This is a genomic window from Enterobacter mori (assembly GCF_025244905.1).
GTDB lineage: Bacteria > Pseudomonadota > Gammaproteobacteria > Enterobacterales > Enterobacteriaceae > Enterobacter > Enterobacter mori_A.
Genome location: NZ_CP104285.1, coordinates 4,019,123 through 4,042,346 on the forward strand (window position 1 = coordinate 4,019,123; position 23,224 = coordinate 4,042,346).

The 23,224-nt window shown below is 51.6% G+C and carries 19 protein-coding genes; 3 read left to right on the forward strand and 16 right to left on the reverse strand.

Annotation, left to right across the window (positions count from 1 at the left end; all coding sequences use genetic code 11):
• Positions 1-184: 184 nt before the first annotated feature.
• From N2K86_RS18990 to N2K86_RS19035, 10 genes are all read right to left on the reverse strand, one after another.
• The gene (locus tag N2K86_RS18990; protein ID WP_017382383.1) at positions 185-418 is read right to left on the reverse strand and encodes a DinI family protein; all 234 of its coding nucleotides are present in this window, start codon (positions 416-418) and stop codon (positions 185-187) included.
• Between the two features lie 9 nt (positions 419-427).
• Complete coding sequence (locus N2K86_RS18995; RefSeq protein ID WP_063849403.1) at positions 428-616, reverse strand: hypothetical protein; 189 nt, start codon at positions 614-616, stop codon at positions 428-430.
• A gap of 156 nt (positions 617-772) precedes the next feature.
• Entirely contained in the window at positions 773-3,166 is a 2,394-nt protein-coding gene (locus N2K86_RS19000; RefSeq protein WP_260659620.1) for a replication endonuclease, read from the reverse strand.
• On the reverse strand, positions 3,163-4,014 hold the full coding sequence (locus tag N2K86_RS19005) for a DNA adenine methylase (RefSeq protein WP_260659621.1): 852 nt from the start codon (positions 4,012-4,014) through the stop codon (positions 3,163-3,165). Before N2K86_RS19005 ends, N2K86_RS19000 begins: the two co-directional genes overlap by 4 nt.
• A complete protein-coding gene (locus N2K86_RS19010; protein WP_039025454.1) occupies positions 4,011-4,238 on the reverse strand; it encodes a TraR/DksA family transcriptional regulator in 228 nt (75 codons plus the stop codon). Before N2K86_RS19010 ends, N2K86_RS19005 begins: the two co-directional genes overlap by 4 nt.
• Positions 4,238-4,444, reverse strand: coding sequence for a DUF2732 family protein (locus N2K86_RS19015; protein ID WP_252054876.1), 207 nt, complete (start codon positions 4,442-4,444; stop codon positions 4,238-4,240). Before N2K86_RS19015 ends, N2K86_RS19010 begins: the two co-directional genes overlap by 1 nt.
• Positions 4,445-4,532: 88 nt before the next feature.
• The gene (locus tag N2K86_RS19020; RefSeq protein ID WP_032707289.1) at positions 4,533-4,874 is read right to left on the reverse strand and encodes a DUF5347 domain-containing protein; all 342 of its coding nucleotides are present in this window, start codon (positions 4,872-4,874) and stop codon (positions 4,533-4,535) included.
• Entirely contained in the window at positions 4,838-5,038 is a 201-nt protein-coding gene (locus N2K86_RS19025) for a phage filamentation protein Fil family protein (RefSeq protein ID WP_252108499.1), read from the reverse strand. Before N2K86_RS19025 ends, N2K86_RS19020 begins: the two co-directional genes overlap by 37 nt.
• A gap of 7 nt (positions 5,039-5,045) precedes the next feature.
• Positions 5,046-5,555 (reverse strand): phage regulatory CII family protein, encoded by a 510-nt coding sequence (locus N2K86_RS19030; RefSeq protein WP_032414767.1) that lies wholly within the window; start codon positions 5,553-5,555, stop codon positions 5,046-5,048.
• 34 nt (positions 5,556-5,589) lie between these two features.
• Positions 5,590-5,826, reverse strand: coding sequence for a hypothetical protein (locus N2K86_RS19035; protein WP_032414769.1), 237 nt, complete (start codon positions 5,824-5,826; stop codon positions 5,590-5,592).
• 94 nt (positions 5,827-5,920) lie between these two features.
• Here N2K86_RS19035 and N2K86_RS19040 point away from each other — a divergent pair, with 94 nt between their 5' ends.
• Positions 5,921-6,547: a phage repressor protein CI gene (locus tag N2K86_RS19040; RefSeq protein ID WP_407065247.1), complete on the forward strand. Its 627-nt coding sequence runs from the start codon at positions 5,921-5,923 to the stop codon at positions 6,545-6,547.
• A 3-nt stretch (positions 6,548-6,550) separates the two neighbouring features.
• Complete coding sequence (locus N2K86_RS19045) at positions 6,551-7,570, forward strand: phage integrase (protein ID WP_032414771.1); 1,020 nt, start codon at positions 6,551-6,553, stop codon at positions 7,568-7,570.
• 37 nt (positions 7,571-7,607) lie between these two features.
• Here the strand turns inward: N2K86_RS19045 and N2K86_RS19050 are convergent, their stop codons facing one another.
• The 3 genes from N2K86_RS19050 to N2K86_RS19060 form a co-directional block, all read right to left on the reverse strand.
• Positions 7,608-8,957, reverse strand: coding sequence for a hypothetical protein (locus N2K86_RS19050; protein ID WP_260659622.1), 1,350 nt, complete (start codon positions 8,955-8,957; stop codon positions 7,608-7,610).
• A gap of 465 nt (positions 8,958-9,422) precedes the next feature.
• The gene (locus N2K86_RS19055; protein WP_260659623.1) at positions 9,423-10,106 is read right to left on the reverse strand and encodes an outer membrane protein; all 684 of its coding nucleotides are present in this window, start codon (positions 10,104-10,106) and stop codon (positions 9,423-9,425) included.
• A 533-nt stretch (positions 10,107-10,639) separates the two neighbouring features.
• Entirely contained in the window at positions 10,640-10,999 is a 360-nt protein-coding gene (locus N2K86_RS19060) for a DUF6911 family protein (RefSeq protein ID WP_260659624.1), read from the reverse strand.
• 478 nt (positions 11,000-11,477) lie between these two features.
• Here N2K86_RS19060 and N2K86_RS19065 point away from each other — a divergent pair, with 478 nt between their 5' ends.
• Positions 11,478-11,930 (forward strand): type I toxin-antitoxin system SymE family toxin, encoded by a 453-nt coding sequence (locus N2K86_RS19065; RefSeq protein WP_260659625.1) that lies wholly within the window; start codon positions 11,478-11,480, stop codon positions 11,928-11,930.
• Positions 11,931-11,991: 61 nt separating this feature from the next.
• Here the strand turns inward: N2K86_RS19065 and N2K86_RS19070 are convergent, their stop codons facing one another.
• The 3 genes from N2K86_RS19070 to N2K86_RS19080 all read right to left on the reverse strand — a co-directional run bounded on the left by N2K86_RS19070 (position 11,992) and on the right by N2K86_RS19080 (position 23,222).
• Positions 11,992-12,669: a hypothetical protein gene (locus N2K86_RS19070; RefSeq protein WP_260659626.1), complete on the reverse strand. Its 678-nt coding sequence runs from the start codon at positions 12,667-12,669 to the stop codon at positions 11,992-11,994.
• A 216-nt stretch (positions 12,670-12,885) separates the two neighbouring features.
• Positions 12,886-13,272, reverse strand: a complete 387-nt coding sequence (locus N2K86_RS19075) for a contact-dependent growth inhibition system immunity protein (RefSeq protein WP_260659627.1) — start codon at positions 13,270-13,272, stop codon at positions 12,886-12,888.
• Positions 13,269-23,222, reverse strand: coding sequence for a hemagglutinin repeat-containing protein (locus N2K86_RS19080; protein ID WP_260659628.1), 9,954 nt, complete (start codon positions 23,220-23,222; stop codon positions 13,269-13,271). The genes N2K86_RS19075 and N2K86_RS19080 overlap by 4 nt, the downstream gene beginning before the upstream one ends.
• Between the last annotated feature and the right edge of the window lie 2 nt (positions 23,223-23,224).

Sequence of the window (23,224 nt, forward strand, 5' to 3'; positions counted from 1 at the left end):
AATTTTGTCCAACACACCCGTTCTCCTTTGCCTATTCACCGTATACCATTCCTTGCAAAGCCAGAAACACCCATGCCTGATACAAAGCGGGCGATCACTCATCCAAATGACCGCCACATCTCACATCTCGTTGCGCTCGTTGTTCAACCTTACCCCCATAATGAGTTCTTTCGAGGGCAATGTTTCAGTGTAACCAACTGTCGTCCTCCCAGACCTGCTGCAAAATCTCCATTACCCGCTTTTTATCTTCGTCCAGTTTTAAACCGCTCAGCTCCAGACCGTTAGCGCTTCCCTTACGTATGCGGATTGCCGTTTTTGGATAGAGAGGGCGCAAATTTCGGTAAAGCTCAGATTCAAGGGCTTCCAGTGTTGCCTGGCTTATCTTCTGCTCTTTATCGATCATTATTTCAATGCGCATAGATTCCCCCTAACTGGTAGCGTCCATTGTGCGGCTATATTCATGGTTGCGTATTTTGGCCATCAGCTCGTCAGTCAGCTCAGAAACCCACTGGATAGCCAGCCGCTTTTCTTCGTCGCTGCAATCGCTTGCCGCTACCAGCTTTAAGAAAAAATCAATGCGCTGAAGTTTCAATGACTCCAAAAGATAATCCTGCATTTTCCCTCCTTTTACGACCACTTACACAACATAACTGTATGTATATACACTGTTTATATATACAGTATAGTACCGATTTCTAAATGTAAAACGCTTTTTTGTCCTTCAATAAGAAAGACCTGATATGAGTCAAAAACAGAAAAAATATCCGATGTGTCAGTAATACTGGCGCCATTTGTCATCCTCACGCAGCCGCCCGTTCTGGTAAAATATCCGCAGTCCTCCCCCTGACGGAAGGCTGCCGCCGTGTAAAAGTAAACTCACCTCGTACTCACTGCTATCGAACCCTCTGGACTGCAGCTCATACTCCAGTTGCAGGCGCTGCTGCTCAGAAATATCCTGCCTGTAAGCCTTTTTCCGTTTCGGTTTTACCAGCCTGAGCCGGGCGACCAGCTCACGCCGTTCCTTTTTGCCCATGCCGTGCAGATAGTTCTGCAGCACCTTTTCATCCATGGACGTAATATCCGGTACTTCGCCCCCTGTCTGGTTCAAATTTTCAACAGGGGGACAGTTATTGCCACGAGTCCAAGGGGCGCAAGCGCCCTGGTCGGCTTCCGCCTCCTGAACGTCAACGGCCTTGCGAACCTTTTTCCACTTCACCGCGTGCGTGCAAATCTTGCCCTCTGCAATCGGGGACCAGATACCATAGATACGGATACCGTGATCGCCGTAGGCGCTCGGTTCGTCGTTAAGCTCATAAGCTGTGCGGACAAGGTGATGTTTGCGGGGAACCAGCACACCGCCCTGCTTCATGATGTAGGTGGCAAAGCAGCCCGCATCAGCTGCCGCCAGCACCGCATCCAGACGCGGGTTATCCAGTACTGGTGCGCCCGCTTTGCGTTCACCCTGCACTCTCGCCGCCTGACCAGCCAGCAAGCGCAGCTCTCGGTATGCCTGACGCCCCGGAATACCAAAGAAACGGAACTGCTGGACACGATGCAGTGACGCCCAGGCGCTGACATGCTCGGCGCTGTCACGCAGTGATCTGCCGGTTTCTTTGCTGATTTCTTTAGCCAGCCCCCGCCCGTCAATGTTCTTGCTGATGTATTTGGCAATGTAGCTGGTCGGCGTGCCCTTGCGCGGGTTGATTAGCTCGGACTTGAAGCGCGGCCCCGTATTGGTGCCCAGCTCCTCGCGGTCTTCACGGATGGCAAACTTGCGCAGCATCGCAGTGATGGAACGGCGGTCTTTTTTGCGCATGAAGCACAGAAGATGCCAGTGCACGGTGCCGTCATGGTGCGGCTCTGCCACGCGGACGCCATACCAGCGCAGCCCGGCCTTGTGCATGGCCTTGCGGAAAGCGGCGAATGTATCAACCAGATAGTCACTGCTCTGCCTGACAGTGGCACTGGTCCACTTCGGATTAGGTCTGCCGTTGTTAAGGGTTGCGTGGAAGCGTGACGGGCAGGTGATGGTATAAAACACCGCACAGTCTCCGCGCATTTCCGCGATCAGCTCCAGCCCCTTAACACAGGCCATCATTTCATTACGGCGGTGTGCCGGGTTGCTGTTGCTGGCGTTCACCACGTCTTCCATGTCCAGCGTATCGCCGTCTTCATTGATCAGCTCATGCGAGCGGAAGAACTCCAGCGATTTGCGGCGCTGCTCGCGTTTGTGGATCACGGCTTCATAGCTGACATACGGGGACGCTTTTTTGTTGACCAGGCAGACAGCGCGCAGCTGTTCTTCCCGCCATTCACACCGCATCTGCCACAGCTTGCGATACCACCAGTCCGCGCAAAGCATACGGGCAAGCGAGCCCGGAATAAGCTCGTATGGGACCGGCTTACGGCGGTGCTTTTTACGGCGCAGCTGTTCGAAAGCAGGCGGGATAACATCAAGGCGCATGGCCTCAGCGGCCACCCTTTCCCATGACCGGCGGATCTCTTCCGGCGTAACGTTTTCATCCATAAACAGCTCACCGCAGGCAGCATCCAGACACATGCTCATGTGTGCCGCCACCAGGGTAGATAACCGCTTGACCTGCTCCTGGTTCATTTCCGGCAGGACCAGCAGGCCCTCCAGCCCGTCGTGGCTTGCCATAAAACGGAACGAGGCAGAAACCTGGCTGGTACGCACGCGCTCCAGGCGTTCAAGGCACGGCCTGATGGTTTCACGCAGATAGCGGGAATATGCCTTCGGCTTGCCCAGGCCCTCGAAATATTTAATCCGTTCAAGCAGCGGCTTACTGATATGCGCCGGTTGGGCGCTCACGTCAGCAACGATGACCAGATCGGGGTTGAATTTCTGCTGCTCGCGGGCCATTTTGGCGCGGCTTATCAGCTGATCCTGCTCCATTTCTCGCTGAACAGGATCACGGGATTCATTGTAGAAATAGCGTTCCCAGACCTCATTACTCAGGGCCTCGCGGCGCAGCTGCTCCTGCTCGTTATCCGCAACATAGAGAGTAATCAGGTTTGAAAGCGCAGAAACCGGCGCTTCTTCCGCCGGGTCCATGTAGGGGTTAATCGCCTTTTTAGGTACATTCCAGGCAAAAGCAGCGGCGGAATCTTCTGCACCGCCGTGCTTTTCAACTTCGTGATGACTCACGCGCGCACCTCATGCACGACCGAGTAATCAGGGCCGCCGGCTGGATCAAAGCCAGCCCATACTTTCGGTTTGAGTACAGCAATCAGTTCGTCTGCGGTTTTCCCTTCGCCTGCAGCAATACCAATGCTGCGTTTTACGTTAATGCGGTTATGAGTGAAATTGCGATACAGGGAACGAGTCAGGAAAGTGTCGCTGTTCGAAACGATGACCGGATGGCCTTCTGATGCACGGCACTCAAGAATAGAGGCCAGATGATACTGATCGTCCTCAGTAAAACCGGCAGTGTGATAGCCACTGAAAGTACCGTCATAAGGCGGATCGCAATAAATAACATCCCCAGGCACTAATAATGCCAAAGTTTCGTCATAGCTGGCGCAAATGAACGTGGCGCGGGTAGCTTTTTTAGCAAAAGCGCGTATTTCATTTTCAGGAAAATACGGTTTTTTATAATTACCGTAAGGGGCGTTAAACTCACCCTTTTTGTTATAACGGCAAAGACCACGGTAACAGTGGCGATTTAAGAATAAAAACAGCGGCGCGCGCCATTCAGGGTCTTTATCATGATTGAATGAATCCCGGCTATCATAATAACCATCTTCACTATTGAATATTTTAAACAGATGTTTGGCACGCTCAATAAAATCTGATGCGTTTGTTGCTATCTCCCGATATAGATTTATTAAATCAGGGTTAATATCCGCGACAAGATAATGAGGATAGTCTGTTGCCATCATCACAGCGCAGGAACCTGCGAAAGGTTCAACCAGTCGAGGGCCATCTGGGAAGTGCTTTTTGAGTTCGGACATGATGGCGGTTTTGTTTCCCGCCCATTTCAGGATAGTGCTCATACAACGCCTCCGTTGTAGTGCTTGCCTTTAAGCTCTGCGATTTCCTGACAGGTCACACAGCACTGCACGCCCGGAATAGCGCGGCGGCGAGCTGGAGGGATCGGCGTATCGCATTCGATGCAAAGCACACGGGAAACGCCCGGCGCTCTGTTGCGGGCAGTGTGGATGTGGCGCTGGCGTTCTTCTTCAACGCGCTGTTGTACGAGGTCCATAGAGTCAGCCATTAGTGGAGCTCCTGAGATTCGTTTTCGTAGCGGGTTGCTTCGCAGCGCAGTAGTTCAGCTGCTTCAACACCGTTTAACCCTTTGTTGGTGATGTGGGTTGCCAGCGCCTCAAGGCGGATTGAAACTGCGAGCGCGCGGCCTTTGCGCTCCTCACGTTTGGCAATATCGATCACCGTCATAAGTGGATCGGTTTCGGCTACAAACATTTTTCGTAATTCTTTCTGCATTGTTCTCTCTCCTAAATTTGGGCAAAAGAATGCCCGGCGGGTTTACGCCATTAATTTCTGTTGTGGGTTAATTCGGCATGGTTAGCCGTTTGGGAAATAAGCTCACCACTGCACGAAAATGATTCATTGCTTTAACCAGTTCCCGCTTTTCGTCAGTAGTCAGATCACTAATATTGACGCCGTGACGTTCTGCCGGAATTTTTGCCATAAAGAATATGGCAGCCAGTGCGCGCTCATTTTGTTTATGGTTTATATCGCGACGGTCGCGCATATCTTTAATGAACCTTTCAAGCTCTGGCTCAATATTCAGACCAAACACACTCGCCCTTAATTCAGCTATATGGTTCAGTCCTTCAAGCCGTTGACCCGGGCTTAGTGGAACAGTCGCAGAAGTGCCTTCAATAGCCATGGATTCACCTTTTTGGTAGTGGTCAGCCCTGCCAACAGTTCTTCCTGAGAGCGGCACGGGTGCCAGCGCTTGCCATCTTTCCCGATAATCCAGCCATGGCCGCAGTGCATACCCTGGCTTTGTTTAGCCAAAAGCGATGCGAATGACGGTTCTTTAGTCAGCATAATCACCTCAGATGATGCCGAACGAAGCACCAAGGCCCGTTACGGTGTCCACCGCACTTGCCATAGCGGGGTTGGCCTGCAGGCGGGCCTGCATGGAAACGGCAGCCAGTGCCATCAGGCGAGTTACTGAGTTAATGCTGTTGATCACATCACGGCGTCCGGCAGTGGTTTTCACATCGCCAGTAACGGCACCGGCAGCAACCCGCCCTATCTCAGCGGTGGCGCTCATGACGTAATGCGGCAGTTTCTCTTTTGCCACTTCGTTCATCGGCACGCATGGCAGGCAGTGAATTTGTGCCAAGAAGCCGTCAACTAGGGTTGAGTCCTCAGTGATATCCGTGAGTAACCAGATTTCCGACGGAGTGAGCTGATGGAGCTGCTCAGGGTTAAGCTTGTTGCGCAGCGTTTGGACCTTTATTCCTGCGCGGTCTGCCAGTTTCGCCATATTGTGACGCAGTGCGAAAACGCGGCAGGCTTCATCAAAGTGAGGATGTTTGGAAACGCGATAATCAAACATGTTTTAAATCCTTTTCTATCCCAAAATGGAACTATCAGGCTTGCATTGCGATTTCACAGCCCTGAGCGGCTTCCATCGTTAACGCGAACATGTTGATTTCGATGAGGCTATTTACTCCGGCCTTTTTCCTGATAGGTAAGCGGTTTTCACGGATCATCTGGCGGGCATAGCTGGCCTTGTAACCGGTACGGCGGCAGAACTCATCCAAGGTAATGAATGGTTCAGACACCACAAGATTGATGCTAGGGCGCATTGATAATTGGCGATTCATGATGCAATATCCCTCAGTTTGGGTGACGAACTCACTATTCGGCACTGTTTTACATTATTCACAACATCTTGAATCGAGATATTAGGACCACTAAATGAACATGTCAACACGCAAATTAACGAATGAAGATGACATCAACCTGATTCGAGATTGCATATCACAAAACAGAGGTGGGAAAGAGGTCATTGCTCGTATCCTTGAAGCCTATGGTTTTAACACCCGTATTTCCCTCTGCAACCAGCTTGGCGTCTCACAAAGCACCATGGCTAACAGGTATGCGCGCGACACCTTTCCGGCTGACTGGGTGATTGTCTGCCATCTTGAAACGGGAGCATCATTAATCTGGCTGAGTACAGGCGTTGGAAGTAAGTTCGTTGATGGTCGTGACGATAAAACCATAAACCTTAAACGCATAGACATCACAAATGGGATCATTAAAACCCAAAACGACTTAATTGCAGATGTTTCAATAATCCCTGAAGGTCTGTCGTCACCGTTCATATTGACCGCAGACAAAACAACCTATCTGGCTGATCGCTATGACGGGGAGTTAGTTGATGGTTTTTGGTTTATTGAAATTGATGGGATTGTGAGTGTACGTGAACTTTATAGATTCCCTGGGGGGCGCGTGCGAATTGAAAATGGCAAAGCCTCTTTCGAATGCCCGCTCGATGACATCAAAATCCTAGGCAAAATTATCAATCGTACTCAGAGTCTCTAATTTATGGCCGTATCAAAACTACCAAATGGAAAGTGGCAGGCTCAGGTTTTCCCGAACGGTAGGGACGGACGGCGCATACGCCGCCAGTTCGCCACTAAAGGGGAAGCCCTGGCATATGAACGATACGTTAAAGAACAATCCGAGGATAAGCCCTGGCTGGGCGAGAAAGCGGACAAGCGGCGCGTTAGGGATTTAGTAACCGCTTGGTATAACGCGCACGGCGTAACACTTGCAGATGGTGAAAAGCGAAAAAGCGCCATGGAGTTTGCCTGCCTCGCCATGGGTGATCCGCTCGCTATTGAATTTAACGCAAAGCTGTTCTCAACTTACCGCGAACAGCGGTTAAGCGGAAAAATAACGCGCTCTGATCGAGTGAAGACCGTAACCCCTCGAACAGTAAACCTTGAGCTGGCTTATTTCCGGGCTATGTTCAATGAACTGAAACGACTGGATGACTGGGCCGCGCCCAACCCTCTTGAAAACGTCAGAGAGTTTAAAATTGCTGAGGTGGAACTGGCCTGGCTGACGGTTGAAGAGGCAACACGTTTGCTTGAGGAATGCGAAAAAAGCAAAGCGGACGATTTAACCACTATCGTTAAGATTTGCCTGGCGACCGGCGCGCGGTGGGGAGAGGCAGAGAATTTAACAGGCAAGCAGATCAGCCCGGGTAAAATCACTTTCATTAAAACGAAAGGCAAAAAAAACCGCGCGGTACCAATCAGTGATGAACTGTATGAGATTCTCCCCAAATTGAGAACATCGAAACCATTGTTTACGAAATGTTATTCTGCATTTCGAGGTGCCATTAAACGCGCTGGTATCGACTTACCAGACGGACAACTTTCGCATGTTTTAAGGCATACTTTTGCCAGCCATTTTATGATGAGAGGCGGTAACATTTTGGTGTTACAGCGAATATTGGGACACACAGATATAAAAGTCACTATGCGCTACGCTCATTTTGCGCCGGATCATCTGTCGGAAGCTGTGAGTTTGAACCCACTGAACCTTATAATTAATTAAAATCAGGGCATATAAAATGCCCTTCTTACAATTTACATCAAAAGTAATTCTTTTCGAAATCTACAGCACTCCCGAGGTCTGGCCTTATTCTTTCTATTAACTCTTGGCTGACAGTTTCATCCTCCATAAGAGCTTTTAGAGCTTTCTCTTTAACCTTTGGTATGTTATTAAATTTGCCTTTCATCATACCTTCAGCTCCATATGCTCCCCAAATCCCTGCGTCACATACTCTGACAATTAACTCTAAGCATTCCATATTGCTCATCAGATGGGACAAATCTTCATCATAAGCACTTGCACTTCTTGCGAATGAATTAGCTTCGTCAAAGGTTGAAGAACCTGCTTTTTCAAATATTGAGTTGATGACTTTTCTTTTAGCCCAATCTTTATTTTTTACTATTTTCATTAACAACGGACTTAGTTTATATTTTTCTAAAACATCATCAACACTTTTCTTAAAGAACTTATTAATTATCTCTTCATCTAACTTTAGCAAACTCTTAGAAATTTGAATAGGATGTTTTAAATATGTATGTTGATCAGATGTCTTTGAGGACATAATACTATCCTCAAACATTTTATTAAGTCTTAAGTATACTATTTCATCTAACCCATTCAGCAATCGGTAGTTGGTAGCTATGCACTCCATTATAAGCTGGGCCTTGTTATTATCGGAACAACAGTCAATTATTATATGTTTTTTAATCTGTTGTAAAACATCATGATTCAAGGGCTTAAATGCTAAACCTAGTAGATACCGCTTAGCATTTGTTTTTATCTGTTCATTAGCATGCTCTAAAGATTCAATCAATTTTAATAAAAGATATGAGTAGCCGTCACTATGTAGGTTTTTAACCCCATCATTTACAACAGCTGAATGATCAGTAATATTAGTTGTAGGGAATAGATAGGCATTTGTTAACTTAGAAAGGATTTGGTCTGCAACCTGCGTAGTTGAAAGTACTGGTTTAGAAAGAAATCGATTAATTGTTTCAGAATAAACATATCTCGCTTCCTCTGCAGTAGGTTTGTGTCCTGAAGGATGTGCAGCTTTATTCCTGAGAGTTTTTAATACCGTCAAAAAATCCGCATCAATTTCTGTTATTATTTTTTCAGACTTCAATTTGTTGAGCAGATCATTTTCATAGACTTTCTGCTCATCTCTTTTTTTACTAATCTCAGTAAATATGGCTCTTGCTGTTTTATTTGTTGTTGCCATCCCATCTAATTTCTTTAATAAATCCTCAAAAATAGCAATGAATGATAGTACTACACAAGCACGATGCGCTCCAGTCATGTAACATGTTAGAGCTTCACGCATATATTCCTTAAGTTCTACATCAACAATATCACTTATAAGTTCTTCCATATCTCTCAAATTTGACACAGCATCTCCTTGTTTTTACTATTAACAGCCATTTATAAACATTTAATCTAATCGGCAATGATGGTCCATAGTTTAGTGTTTTTTGGTCAAATCGAAAACCTTTGCCGTTCAGCAAGGCCCCGCCCCCCCCTTGAGATGGCAGCAAATTGGCAGCAAACCTATCCACTATGCTGGCATATTCTCCATTATTCGACTTCGCAAGCGGTTGAAATTAAAGTAACTAATTGTTTTATCTAACTTAAGTTTCGGACTCATAATCGCTTGGTCGCTGGTTCAAGTCCAGCAGGGGCCACCAAATTTTAGTTGTAGATTCAAATAATTAAGCCACTCTAGCGAGTGGCTTTTTTGTTTATCACTTTTGGCGTGCGATAAGAGAACGTGGAGACGCCAACAAAGCACAAAAAAGCCAACCCCGCATCAACGCGGCGTTGGCCCTGTTTTTAAAGCAGTCACAATATCAACAGGTTAAAAGACATAGCGCATGCCAAGGGTAAATTCATTAGAGACAATGTGCGCTTTCATTTGCTCATCTTTTAAGCCACGCGCGTTGATAAAGTTGTTATATCCGCTTTCGATCTTACCCATATCGATGTAACGGTAGCCCAAATCAACATACAGACGCTCAACCGGCATATAGATGACGCCTGCACCTAAGGCGTAGGTCAAATTGCTTTGGGTGGTAGACGCATATTCACGACCTGCATTACCCTGCCAGCCGCCCGCTTTAATCTTACTCACACCCACCCCTGCGGTACCGTACACGGAAACACCGTAACCCAGCTCATAATCGCGATACACGTTGAGCATCAGGCGCTCAGTTTCAGTCTGCAGGTGGTTATAGCTGTTGGCGAACGTGCTGGAACCGCTGGTGTATTCAGTTTTCTGCTTAAAGGTGTACTCACCTTCGGTGCGCCAACCGTTACCAAACTGATAGCCCGCAGCAATCGCCGCTCCGCCAAAATGCTCTTTTTCTTTACCGCCGGTAAACTGCCCGACACCCGGGCGAGCACTGGTATCCATCTCTTTCGCTCGCTGCTCGATCTGCAGGTATTTTGCAGAAGCGTAATAGCCTTCTTCAGTATTTGCCGCCATAACGGTAACCGGGATTGCTGCGACCGGCAGGGCGACTAACATCGCTTTCATATTCATCTTCACTCCGTTGGAAATTATTACTGCACGTCGAACCGCCGTCCGCCAGTGTCAGGAAATAACAGTCAGTGAGACGAATCATAAACAGGCCGGTGAGGGCAAACTATTAGGGTGATTACGCGTTTTACCTGGTAATTTTACGTAGGGATTTGTCTCGATTTTTATCCCGATCTTTTTACTTTCAATTATTTATTGGTTGGGGAAAACGCAGCAGGACAATCACGCCATCGGTCAGAACCTTTTCCAGTTCCGTCACATCCAGCGTGGTATTTTCCGGCAACCGTTGTTCAGTTTACCCGCTATGGCATTCTTGAGTATTGGTTGTGGAAGCCCATTGCCGAGCCCCCTGGGCACAGGGAATCGGCCTTTAATGCACGGCCCGTCGGCATTTTTGAGGGTGGTGAGATAATGCAGTTTTACCGTATCAATTAATACATGACTATCATCTACTGTGCATTATTCATAATGCAGTGAAGTCATACACACAGGATTAGAAAACCTAATATAACCGAGTTTTTTCTATGCAGAAAACACTAAGCCTGCCCCGTAATGAAAAATTTTCTGGTCACCTCAGAGACAAAATCGAAATCATTTATCACTTCATGAGAGCGACGCCAGGAAACAGGTAATACAGGTCTCTCCACACTTGAAAAACAGGCGTTTTGGATATTTTTTATTTTTGTTTCATCGTCTATATACTCAATTAATGAAAGTAAGAAATGCATACCATCTGAATGAATGCTGAGCGTTTTTTGATTATCAAAATCTTTAATATTTACACTTCCAGTATGAGTCCTGAGCTTATGAAGAGCATCACAGACATCTGCCCACAAAGGAGAATCCTTTTTACTGAATCCTGTATGTTCGCAAAACAGGAAAAGCTTCATATTCATCTTTCATCCTTTAACAAAGTTGTTCTCCTGGAATTTTAACATGGAAGACAAATAATCAAGAGTAGGATGAAGAAAGATAAAGTGATATTGCTGGCAAATTACAGATTTTAGGAATTTTATGGTAAACAGGGAGAATGGATGACAGGGTGTTTTGAATGACAACTGCAAACAAGCGTGACAACAGGTAATGGGGCGAATGTTACGGTTGAAAAAGAGATTTCAGCGCGGGGCCAGAGATCATTTACTCAAAAATATTGTTCATGAATATTTTCTGAAGCCACTTCGCAATTCTCAAAATTATCTCCCCACCAGATACTGAATTTTTATACAGTCCGGTATAATCAACCCATAGAAAATCACTCCACAGTAAAGGAAGCATTAACAGGATATAATTTTTCAAATTATTAAAGAACGCGACATGAAGGTGTACCACCACCTCCATGCCGCTAACCACAAAGCAACTAATCAGGAGTTGAATATGGCTGAGACGAATTTTAAGCCAGAGTTTACTGTTTTCAAAACAGAATCAGACGCTTTTAACAGTATTACTGAAAACCGCGATCTGATACGCAAAAAAGATATCCGTCGTTTGCACGGAAACCAGACTGATGCTGCCCCTGTTCATCCTCGTGCAGAAACGCAGGAAGATAGTTCTGCCTGTTGCGAGCTTTATTCCCGGGTGGACTGTCGATACCTTCCCCTTAGCGGCAAGTGGCTCGCAAATGCAGGTTTTATCAACGGCATGCCTGTCAAAATCCGGGTGATGAAAGATTGTATTGTTATTACACCGCAACATACACGCGAACTATGGGGCTGTCTTGAAGGCATGAGTGTGGCGAATATTAATAAAAAGAAAGTGGCGCAGTGGCTGAAAACGTTTCCGGGAGCGCTGAATGATTTGGGAGATGTGCCGGTGGTAAAGCGGGGGTAAATGACGTATAAAAAATAAAATCCCGGTGTTAAGACCGGGATTGGATAACTTAATATAGATGCTACTTTTTAAGCAAGCGCGGGAGTTGATTATTTAACTCAAGGATACAGGCATCCATATACTTCTGGGTTTCAACAGTTACCTTCTTATAATTCTCACGTTCCCATTCTGACAGATTCGCTTCCACAGGAGCTGGGGAACATTCAGCTACGGTATAAGCGGAAAACATATTCCCACTCTCAGGTTTTTTATAGAAAAGTACCTTATATTTCAGCTGATAAACGGGAGTGGTTGCCGTAGCATTTTTAAAGATCAATGCCCAGGTAGCATGGCCAATATAGAGTTGCTCTTTATAAACATACCCGCTGGATTGGGAGTCCATCCATTTACTGATAGTTTTCTTTGCAGCTTCAGCGAGATAGGTATCAGTAGGGTTTTTGATCGACTCGATGATTTCCCCTTTATAATTTTCTTTATCAAAACTGCTGGAATTTATATTTCCGGTTAACACAGACAAAACGGCTAGCCCTTTTCCTACAGCGTTATGAGTCGGGGTAACTACGCGTAGTGAATTATCTGCGATACGATTATTATTAAGGTCTGCCTGTGCTGACACAGCCATAATCTCAATCGAACTACCATTTGAAGAGGTTACATTTTCAGGTTTTACTTTGCTGGCACAACCCGTTAGCGCTACAACGAAAAGTAAAGTAGTTGCTGAAAATTTTGTTACTTTCATTTTCTTTCCTTGAGATAAAATAATGAAGGAGAATATCCTTCTACTTGCTTACGCTTACCGCTCTTTCGTACTTAGTTCAGGCCTAATTCGGCGTTCCCCTGCATTCTGCAATATCCACTGCCGTTAAATGTCGACAATCGGCTGGTGATCCAGCACAGGAACGGGAATTTCGGGTAAAGCCTGATAGAACGATCCCGGCGCGGTGGCCGGGATCGTTTATACGATTATTTGATTGATTTTTAATATATCTTTTCTTAGATCATCGTTAATATCTGAAGGAGACAGCTGGTTAATCAGTTGCCTTATTTGGGTAAAAGTATTTTTCTGACCTCTTAGATCTTCTGCTTTTATGGTTGATAAGGCAGTAATTAGTTCACCATCGTAATAATCACCTGCCAACGGCTCTTCAGTCAGAACTTCCAATACCCTTGGCATCAATTGGTCAATACATAATTTCTGTCGGATAGCTCGGCAGAGGTCTTCCACTGTTAGCTCTTCAATAGGTACATCAATAATACGTTCGAACCAGAGTTCAAGTGGTGATTGTTGATCTGGTTCTTTCGTCACATTGATGTTTCCAATCAATTTACGGAAGGTAATCATATTCCATGTCCTTTCAAAGCCGATTCTATTTTATTAATAGCATCTGTTGCTCTACTATACGCAGCCTGAGCTTCGGGGTTGTTGACGTTTTTCAACGTATCCGCATGATTTCTTAATCCTCTGAGCGTATTTTGCATTTCCTGCATATGATCCCAATACCCTCCATTCTCTTTAGGCACTGGATTACCATCCATGTCTTTGATAGTTCCAGTAATATCATGGTCTTTCAGAGCATTTTTTATAGTGTTATCAATCTTCTTAATCGCACTTTCTTGTTTCTGATTAAGCTTTTCTACGGGCTTTTCATTTTGCTGCTTAGGATCATTTTCCGGCGGTGGTGGTGGTGTACCGGTGCCTGAACCCGCACCGCCCAGTTCTGCTTTCTCACCATCCGTCAGATCCTTGCCAATATTCGGGTTCGAAGCACTCCCTGAACCGTACTTATCCTGCAACGAACTGAGATACTTACTGGTGATCTCATCATTACCCATCATTTCAAGGGTAACAAGATGATCCAGTTCATCAGCAGTCAGCTTGTCGGCAAGTGTTTTTGCCACGGCGCCAGTAATACCGGCTTTGACCCCGATTTCCAGCAACTGCTCTGCGACCTTCGTCCTGCAGGGTGCAGCAACCGCGCAACCTCTGGCAACCAGTGCCAGTGAGTTATTCTCCGCCGCATTCTTCCCGGCCTGCCCCCCGGCCACCGCTGACCCCGTACTATCCCCCGTCAGCCCGCCAGCCATCCCGGCCGATATCGTTGCCAGCGCACTGACCGTCTGCTTCTGCTCCTCGCTCAGCTTCGACAAATCTTTGACGTCAGGGTACAGCATACCCGCTATCGCTTTCGCCGCAAGCTCACCGGTCGCCGCGCCCGCAGCACCCGCTGCCGCACTGTTCCCCTGCAGTGCCGCAACTGCGCCACCCAGTATCGCATGCGCTATGGCTTTCGCTGCCGTATTGTCATCAATCCCCATGCCGTGACCAATACGATACGCCAGCTCCGGTGCCGAGGCCCCCGCCAGCGCTGCCTTCAGGTCGCTGCCTGCCAGCCCCTGAAGCGCGGCCGTCGCCGCCTGGATACCCCGCTGCAGGTCGCTGCCCGTGCCGTATTTCGCCGTCGTGGTCTTGTACGCATCGGTCCCGCGCAGGGCATCCTGATAGGCCTTTTTCAGTGCGTCGCTGGCATCCGCGTCCGGCTCAGTCACGCCCTCTTTCGACAGCGCATCCCGCGCTGCCTTCAGCCCTTCTGTCTCTCCATAAGTGTTCGCAATGTCCACCGCCTGCGAGCCAATCTCACCAATCAGCTGCACTTCCTGCAGGCGCTGCTGCTCCTTCTCCTTGTCAAATATCGGACTGATGATGCCGTTCGCATGCTCCGCATCGCGGCTCAGGTCAGCCACATCCTGCTTCTGGCTCTCCTTGTCGCGGATGATGAGCGTCCCCTCGCTCACCGCCGCCTGTGTCGTGCCTTCCGCGTGACCACTGTTACCGCCTCCGGCCAGCAGAGCGTTCGCCATGTTCCCGGCAAACTGCCCGCCGATGCTGCCGCCCGAGCTGATGCCCGCGCCCTGATGTTCGGTCTTAAAGTCCGCCTGGTTGTGGATATCACTGAAGCCCAGCGTCCCGGTGTCGAGGCGATTTTTATCCGCCGTCGCCGTTGAGGCAATCACCCCGCCGTCAAGCTGCGTGTGTTTACCCACCGTCACATCAAAACCACCGCTGCCGGCGAACAGCCCGCTCTGCTCCTGCACCGAGTCGTAGTCACTGGTCATTTTATCGCGGCTGACGTTGACGCTGCCCGAAGCCGTGCCTGCACCAAAGGTGTACCCCACGCCGCCGCTGACGCTGTTCTGTTTGCTGTTGTAGTGGTCACTGTCCTGAGTACTGGCAATCGTCAGGTCGCGCCCGATATCCGCCACCACGGCTTCACCGCTCACCTGCGCCCCGGCAATCGTCGCGTCACGCCCGGTGTTGATGGTCACGCGGTTACCCGCATCAACCGTGGTCTCGTTCTGCCAGACGCCGTTGCCCTTCTCGTGCCCTTTGCTGCTATTGGCGTTCGCCGAGATGCTGATGCCCGCCCCACCGGAGCCGACACCTACCCCGACACCCAGGCTGCCGCCGCTGCTGCTGTTTTTACCCGTCGTCTGCTGCGTGTCCTGCGAGGCAATCAGGTTGACGTCCCGCGCCGCCTCCAGCGTCACGTCTTTCCCGGCCTTAATCTGGCTCCCCGCCACGGTGATGTCGCTTCCGGTGGCTTTTATCGTGATGTTATTACCCGCACTCAGGGTGCTGCCTGTTGTCGTCTCACTCTGCATATGGGATGAGGATGTCGACGACTGCGTTCCCACCGACGCACTGACGCCGACAGTGTTGTTATTCCCTTTGTCAGAACTGCCCTTCGCCTGGTCCAGCGCAACCGCCTGACCCGCCTGCACGCCGGAAAGCGCCGCCTGAGTACCCTGAAGTGCAGCAAGGCGCGAGTCGCTGCTCTGCTTCGCGCTCTGCGCCGTGGTGACCGCGTTATTCACCGCGCTCCCCGCCGCCCCTGACAGCGCCACCGTCAGCCCGCTGCTCTTCTGCTCAAACGTCTCATCGCGGGTGCGTTTGTCATGCCCCGGTTCAATCACCACGCTGTCGCCCGTCAGGCTGATATCCTTCTGCGCGATGATATCCGCCCCGCCGATATGCGCCTGTTTGCCCGCCGTGATGCTGACGCTGCCGCCCGTCGAGCCGACGGTGCTGAAGCTCTCGCTCTGCGTCGTGCCCTGCTCTCGCAGGTCGTGGGTGGTTTTGCTGCTGCCGATGGTGAAGCCGATACCGCCCGTGCCCATCAGGCCGGACTTTTTGGTCTCCTTAAAGCGCCAGGAGGTGTCGGTGTTGGTGGCCGCCACGATGTCCACGTTGTTGCCTGCGGACAGGGCCACGTCGCCGTCTCCGGCGACCGCCGAACCTTTCACCAGCAAGTTGTTCCCTGCCGACACCGTCACATTGTCACCGCTCAGCAGCGAGCCTTTCTCCCGCGTCGCGCTGTCTTCCTCGATGGTGTGGGTGGTCTTCTTGCTGAGGAACCCGCTACTGGTTTTGGTTTGCTCCCGGTAGCGGTAATCGCTCTCCGTTGCCGTCGTCAGGTTGACGTCGCGGCCTGCCGCCACGCCGATATCGCCCTGCGCAGTGACCTCTGCCGCCTGCGCGGTCACGTCGCGCCCGGCGAGGATCACCGTATTACCGCCGCTGGCAATCTCCGTTCCCTGCTGACGAACAGATTCATCAATGACGGTTTTTTTCTTCGCCTGGCTGCTGGAGCGTTCCGTTGACGCTTCCGCCAGCAGGTTCACATCCCGCCCGGCCTGAACCCCCACATCGCCTTCCGCTGCCATCGCCGCCGCACGAGCATTCACGTCGTTACCCGCCTGCAGGGTCAGATCGCCGCCCGCACTCAGGGTGCTGCCCTGATGCGTGACGGACGCTGTCTCTGTGGTCGCACGGTTGCCCCCGGCACGTCCCTCGCTCGTCGCAATCTCGTTGGCGGTGATGTTGATGTCATTCCCCGCCGCCATGGCCAGACTGCCGCCCGCCGACACGTTTGCGCCGGTCACGTTGATATCCTGTCCGGCGCGCATCGTCAGCCCGTCGGTGGCGGTGACGGAGGCCGTCCTGCCCACATCCGTACCGCTAAAACGCACATTGCCCGCATCAACATTCCACTGCTGCGCGCGGGTCACGTTGTTAATGCTGCCCGTGACGCTCTCCAGCCCTACCGTTTTACCGCTGATGGTGGAGCCGATGTTGTTGATGTCCCCCAGCACGCTCAGGTTCAGCCCGCCGCCTGCGCTCAGCAGCCCGGCGTTGAGGTTACTCAGGCTGTTGCTGCTGTCGATTGTCAGGCCATTCTGCGCCGCGATCGTACTGCCGCTGTTGATGACGTTGCCGCCCGCCAGCTGGACGTTATTACCGCTAATCACGCTGCCGCTGTGAACAGTGACGTCTTTCGGTGACAGATAGACTTTCGGGATCATCACCGTCTGACCATTAATGGTCGCCGCTTCCCACCACAGCAGGCTGTGGTCAAGCGCGGCAACCTGCGCCGCCGTGAGCGCCACGCCAAATTGCAGCCCCAGCGTTGTCTGTTGCTCTGCGGCGCTGTCCATCAGGTAGCGCATCTGTTCGAGGTCGGAACCGATGCCGTTGATATACCGGCTGCCGGTCTGGTTCAGGATGGCGTTGCTGACGTAACGGGTATCGAATGCCGCGTCGCCGAGGAAACGGTAGTCGCGGTCCGGGTTCAGGCCGAGCCTGTCGAGGAAATACGATGAACCAAGGAACTGGTTCCGATCGGTGAACGCGCTGTTGGTTTCGCGCGGCGCGTCGCCGGGTTTTATGCCGAGCAGGTCATACAGTCCGTCAAACAGGCTGTCGTCCATATTACCGAGGTCATCGAGCTTCGGGTTCACCGTAATCAGATACGGGCTGTCGGGATCGGTGGATGGCACGAAGTAACCGTTGTTGCCGGATGGCAGTGGATAGTTACTGCTGCTGCCGTTCTGATCGGAAAGGGATGAAGCGCCGGAGATGTCTTTCAGGGCGTCGCTTAACGCATCACGCCATTGCGGCGTGGTGATGTCCTGCGTATCGGTTTCGACAAGAGACTGCGCCTGCTCACCATTGGCGATGGACTGATTGCTGAGTGGGGTCAGCGTTGGTACGGCAATCGTATTGCTAAAGCCATCCGTGTTCGCGGTGACGAGCGTGTTGCTGATATCGTTAGTAAAGGTTGCGGAGACATTGCCGCCAGCCTGTATTACTGCCCTAACAACGTTAGCGGTATTTTCTGATTCGAACTCACGACCAGCCAGAGTATAGGTTATACCACCAGCATTAATGGTTGATGCCGTGTAGACAAGATACTCCGTCTCAGAACTGGCCTGATAGCTTTGGTTGTTGAGTTGCGTACCTTTTAGGCTAATGTCGCGATTAGCAAGTATATTGCTACCGCTATTGTCGAGATAATTTGCAGTGATATTTAGATTATTAGCAGATGCTATGCGCGCTGCCTGGCCAGCACTGCTTACATCAACCTCAGTTCGTTTAATACCAAAACGTTTGGTTTGACCCGAATCATTAATCCGGTAAGAGGTGGTAAAGAAAGGCTCGTCCATGCTGCACGCACCTGGATAGGTTGGAAAACTCATACAGCTTCCAACCCAGACATCCGTGCGATTTTTTACTGTTGAATAGCTTCCTTCCTCCATATCATCCAGGCTTACAACAAAGGATGAATCACCAACCCAGGAAGGGTTATCCAAATCAATTATCTGAGTATTCGAATTGCTTCCATCTCGCTCATTTAATAAGTGGGCTGTAATGATCGTAATATCACCCTTCTGCGTCTCAATATTTCCGGACGTGTTCACCACTTCACTGTTCGCCGCACCCGCTGCATTTTTCTGCATCCACAGGCTATTCCCTGCCAGAATATCGCCGTAGACGTTATGGATACGCTCAGCGAAAAGTTGCAAATTATTCGCAGCATAAATCAGTGCGGTATTGAGCAAGGTGCCCGCCGCATTCATCGTCAGGCTGCCTGCCGTACCGGTAAAGCCATTCACGGTAATATCGCTCAGGCTCTTAAATACCACGTCGCCGGCTGCAGAGAGGCTACCGGCTGCATTGAGCAAAATACGTTGCGCACTGAACGCGCTGTCACCCTTACCTGCGGTGAACTGGCCGTTGTTGGTTAACGCCCCACCGGCGCTCAGAACGAGGCTGTTTCCCTGTAGGGTGCCATTATTGGTGATATCACCCTCAGTGGTGAGAGACAGGCTGTTGCTGGCGGCCAGCGTTCCACTGAACTCCAGCGCACTTAACAGGTGAAGCGTGACATCCCCCAGCGCCACAATCTGTCCGGCGTTTTTCAGCGTGCCGTTGTTGAGCATGAGGTTACCCGCACTGAATAACCTACCGCTGGTGGCGTTGGTAATCGCATCGCCCTTCACCGTAAGCGAAGTGGTGCCGAGTGCCGTACCGCTGTTATTCAGTTTTTGATAGTTAACCAGCAGGTCTGCACCCTGCAGCGTGCCGTCGTTGGTGAGAGTCATTCCCCGTAGTTCGGCGTTGTCGGTCGCAAGTATCCGCCCACTATTCACGACGTTCACCACATCCAGCAGCAACCTCACTGCCTGAACCAGCCCAACGTTACTGTTCGTCAGCTCCGGCGCGGTCAGTGTGAGGCCACCGCCAGAGAGCACTTTGCCGTCGTTCTGTACGCGGGTGGTGGCCTTCACCGCAGATTCCCCACCGCCCTGTATCGTGCCCTGATTATTCAGCGTGTCAGCCGACACCGTCAGTGCGTTTTCACTGAGCAGCACACCGCTGTCGGTATTGTTCAGCACGCCCGTGGCACTCAGCGTCAGCGCTTCTCCCTGAAGCCGTCCGCTATTAATGAGTTGCCCGGCAGTAACCGTGGTAGCTTTCCCCTGGATTTGCCCGGCGTTCGTTGCATTGTCCGCATCAAGCGTCAGCGCTCCTGCACTGAGCAGTTTTCCTCCGGCCTGGTTATTCAGCTGCTTAAGGGCGACCGAAAGCGCATCAACGCCGGTGATCTCGCCGCTGTTGTTCAGCGTACTGGCCTCCAGCGAGAGGTGCTTCGCAATCCACTGCCCGCTGTTTGCCAGCGTCAGTGCTGAGAGCGCCAGTTCTCCGTTTGAGGTGACTTTGCTGCCCGTCGTACTGATAAGATTGCTGACGATATGCGCATCCAGTACATCTGCCGCCTGGATCGCACCGCCGTTCGTAAGCGCCTGCGCATGAATAAGTACCCGTTTACCCTGCCATTGCCCGGCGTTACTGAGGTCACCGGCCGTCACCGTCAACTCACCTGCCGTCAGCAGCGCTCCCGATGCTTCATTCACCAGCGAGAGGAGCGGTGCAGCCATCTCCAGACGAGCAGCCAGCGTCAGCGCGGCGATCCCGGTGAGCGTGCCGCTGTTAGTGATACTGTCCTGATGCGCGGTGACATGGTTCCCCTGAACCGTTCCGCTGTTGCGCAGCGTATTCCCCGCGAGCGAGAGCGTGCCAGCCGATAACAGATTGCCGTTGTTAACGGTATTGCCCGCATTCAGCGTGATGTCTCCCTGGCTCATCACTTCACCGGTATTGCTGAATGTCCCGGTGGTGAAGGAATTAAAGGAGCCGGTCGCCAGCGAACTTCCGCTGTTATTCCAGTCGCGGCCGCGGAGACTGACATTCTGCCCCTGCAGCTGGCCAGCGGTGGTTAGCGTGGTGCCTGAAAAGGTGAGGTTCCCCCCCGTAAGCGTGCGCGAGCCTGCCGCTAAATCCAGCACACCGGCGGTCACGGATAACGCGGTATCACCCTGCAAAAGACCGCGACTGTCGAGGCGATCGGCATTCAGCGTCAGCGTGTTCCCCACGATACTGCCTGCACTGGACACCGATTGTGCCGTGATGCTGTTTTCCCCCTGCGCCAGCAGCAGGCCTCCTGCGCTGTTATTCAGCGTATCGTAATCAACAAGAAGTGAAGCGCCGCTCAGCTCGCCGCTGTTGGTCAGGGTTGAGCCAGACAGGGAAAGCGCCGCGTCGCTGGTGATAATACCGGCGTTGTTCAGTTCAGAGAGAGAAAGCGACAGCGCCGCCGGGCTGTACAGCACGCCGCTGCTGCGGTTATCCAGCAGACGGGTAACCAGTGACAGCGTCTGACCCGCGTGGATCAAACCACTGTTAATGACTGCAGGGCTGCTGATGGCGAGCGAAGACGCCGTCAGCGTCCCCCTGTTATTGAGATTCGTGGTTTCAATCTTCAGGGCTGACGCTGAAGATTTTCCCCCGTGACTGAGAGCGTCAGTGGCTGTCAGGATAAGCCCATATTTCGCAGCCTGCGTCCCATCAAGCTGCGCATTCTGTACGTCCACGCTGACGCTGTTACCCTGCGTCTGCGCCGTTGCCGTGGTCGTCAGGCTTTGACCCCGAACGCTCACGGAACCGCCCGCGCTGGTTTCGCCTGCAAGGGTGGTAGCCGTATTGTTCAGCGCCAGATCGCCATCGCTGTGGGTCACTGACTTTTCGGTTGTGATGAACGCGTCTGATGAGCCATCAAGCCCTCTGGCACCGGAAAGCGTGCCGCTGTTTGTCACCTGTGCAGCCTTCAGCGTCAGCGTGTCATCGCTGACGAGCGCGCCGCTGTTATCCAGCTTACCGCTCGCGATAACGGTCGTTTTGCCTTTCGCGCCGGTGTCACCAGACAGCGTGGCGTTGCGAGCGTTGATACCCAGCGTGGAGGCGCTTTTCAGGGTGCCGGAACTGGTGATGTCGGTTCCTGAAACGTCCAGGTTGTTGCCCTGAACGGTGCCGGTATTGCTGAATGTCCCGGTCGTCAACGAGGCATCCGTCCCCGCGGACAGCATCCCGCTGTTGATCAGGTTCCCCGTATTTATGGCAAGAGATTTTCCGGCAGTGGTACTGCCTTTCAGCAGGGTGTTCCCTGACGTGGAGAGAGCGATATTCCCGCTGGCACTGGTTCTGCTGCTGCTCTCCTGAGTCAGCGCCTGACCGCTGAGCGAGATATCTGAGGCGCTGACGTTTCCGCGCTGCGTCAGCTCACCGCCTTTCACCAACAGTTGCTGACCCGCGACGACAGAGCCGTTAAGCGCGGCACGCTGCGACGCTTCCAGCGAAATATGGCGTGATGCGGTCAGCTGCGTCCCGGTCTCCAGCGTTTTCGCGTTAACCGTGGCATCCTGCCCGGCGATGTTTTTCCCCTTAAGCGCCGCGTTTTCTGCAACGTTCACAGCAAGGTTACGACCGGCACCGGCCTGAGCATCCGCACTCTGGGTGAGGGCGTTTGCCGTCAACGTGATGTCTGCTCCCGCAGTGAACGCGCCGCCGTTTTGCGTGAGGGTACCGTTGGTCGCTAACTGAAGATTTTTCTCGGCGGCGATATGGGCCTGGTCGAGCGTCAGGGCGCTCTGCCCGGAGACAGTGAGGTTACCCCCTGCTTTATGGTCGCCGGTTAACGTCACCTCTTTCGCAGAAACGCGGGTGCTACCGCTGGCAAGCGTGTTTTTCAGCACCACTTTCCCCGCGCTGCTGAGCGTAATATCCCCCTGGCGTGCGTTCAAATTGCCCAGGTTTACCCCCAGCCCCGCTTCACTGGACACCAGACGAATACGGTTGGCGTACATGCCACCCAGCGCGCCGGTGTCTACCGCCACCTTCGGCGCGTCACCTTCTCCTTTCAACGCGCTGACGCTGCCATCCGCCGCGACGCGGTTCGCCCCGGCGACCACACGTACCTCTTTCGCATGCAGTTGCGCATTGATCTCAGTCGCGCGGGAGATAATCGACACCGCATCGCTCTGGCTACCATTCAGCCCCGCGCCCTCAATGGTGACGGCGCCTTTGGTCACATCAAGCGATTGCAGCTTCCCGCTGGCGTCGAGCATCGGTTTACCCGTGGTGAGCGTCGCATTCGGCGTGTTGATAAACCCGCAGCCGTTACAGGTGATGCCGTAGGGGTTCGCCACAATGACGTTGGCTGCCTTGCCCGCCACTTCGGTGTAGCCCTGCAAATTCGAGCGGTTCGCGCCGGTGACTTCGTTGATGATCCCTTTGGCTTCCTGCCCGGCTTTCAGATTCGGGTTGTTCTGGATCAGACCGCCAAGCTGAGTCTGGTTCAGCTGCCCGGTCGCGTTATTGAGGATCAGCCCCTCTTTCCCGACGTTGTAATCGTTGTACTTGTTATGGGAAATACCGGACTGATTCGGCGTGGCAATGTTCACGACCGGAACACCGTTTGCCGCCTTGTCCATCTGCGTATTGCCGGTCGGGGTGAGGGTTGCCGCCATCGCAGGCAGCAGCGGCTGCGTCGCCAGCAATACGCTCAGAAAGGCGCTCAGCGCGCGCTGCGAAAAACGAACCTGATCCTTTTTCATCATCC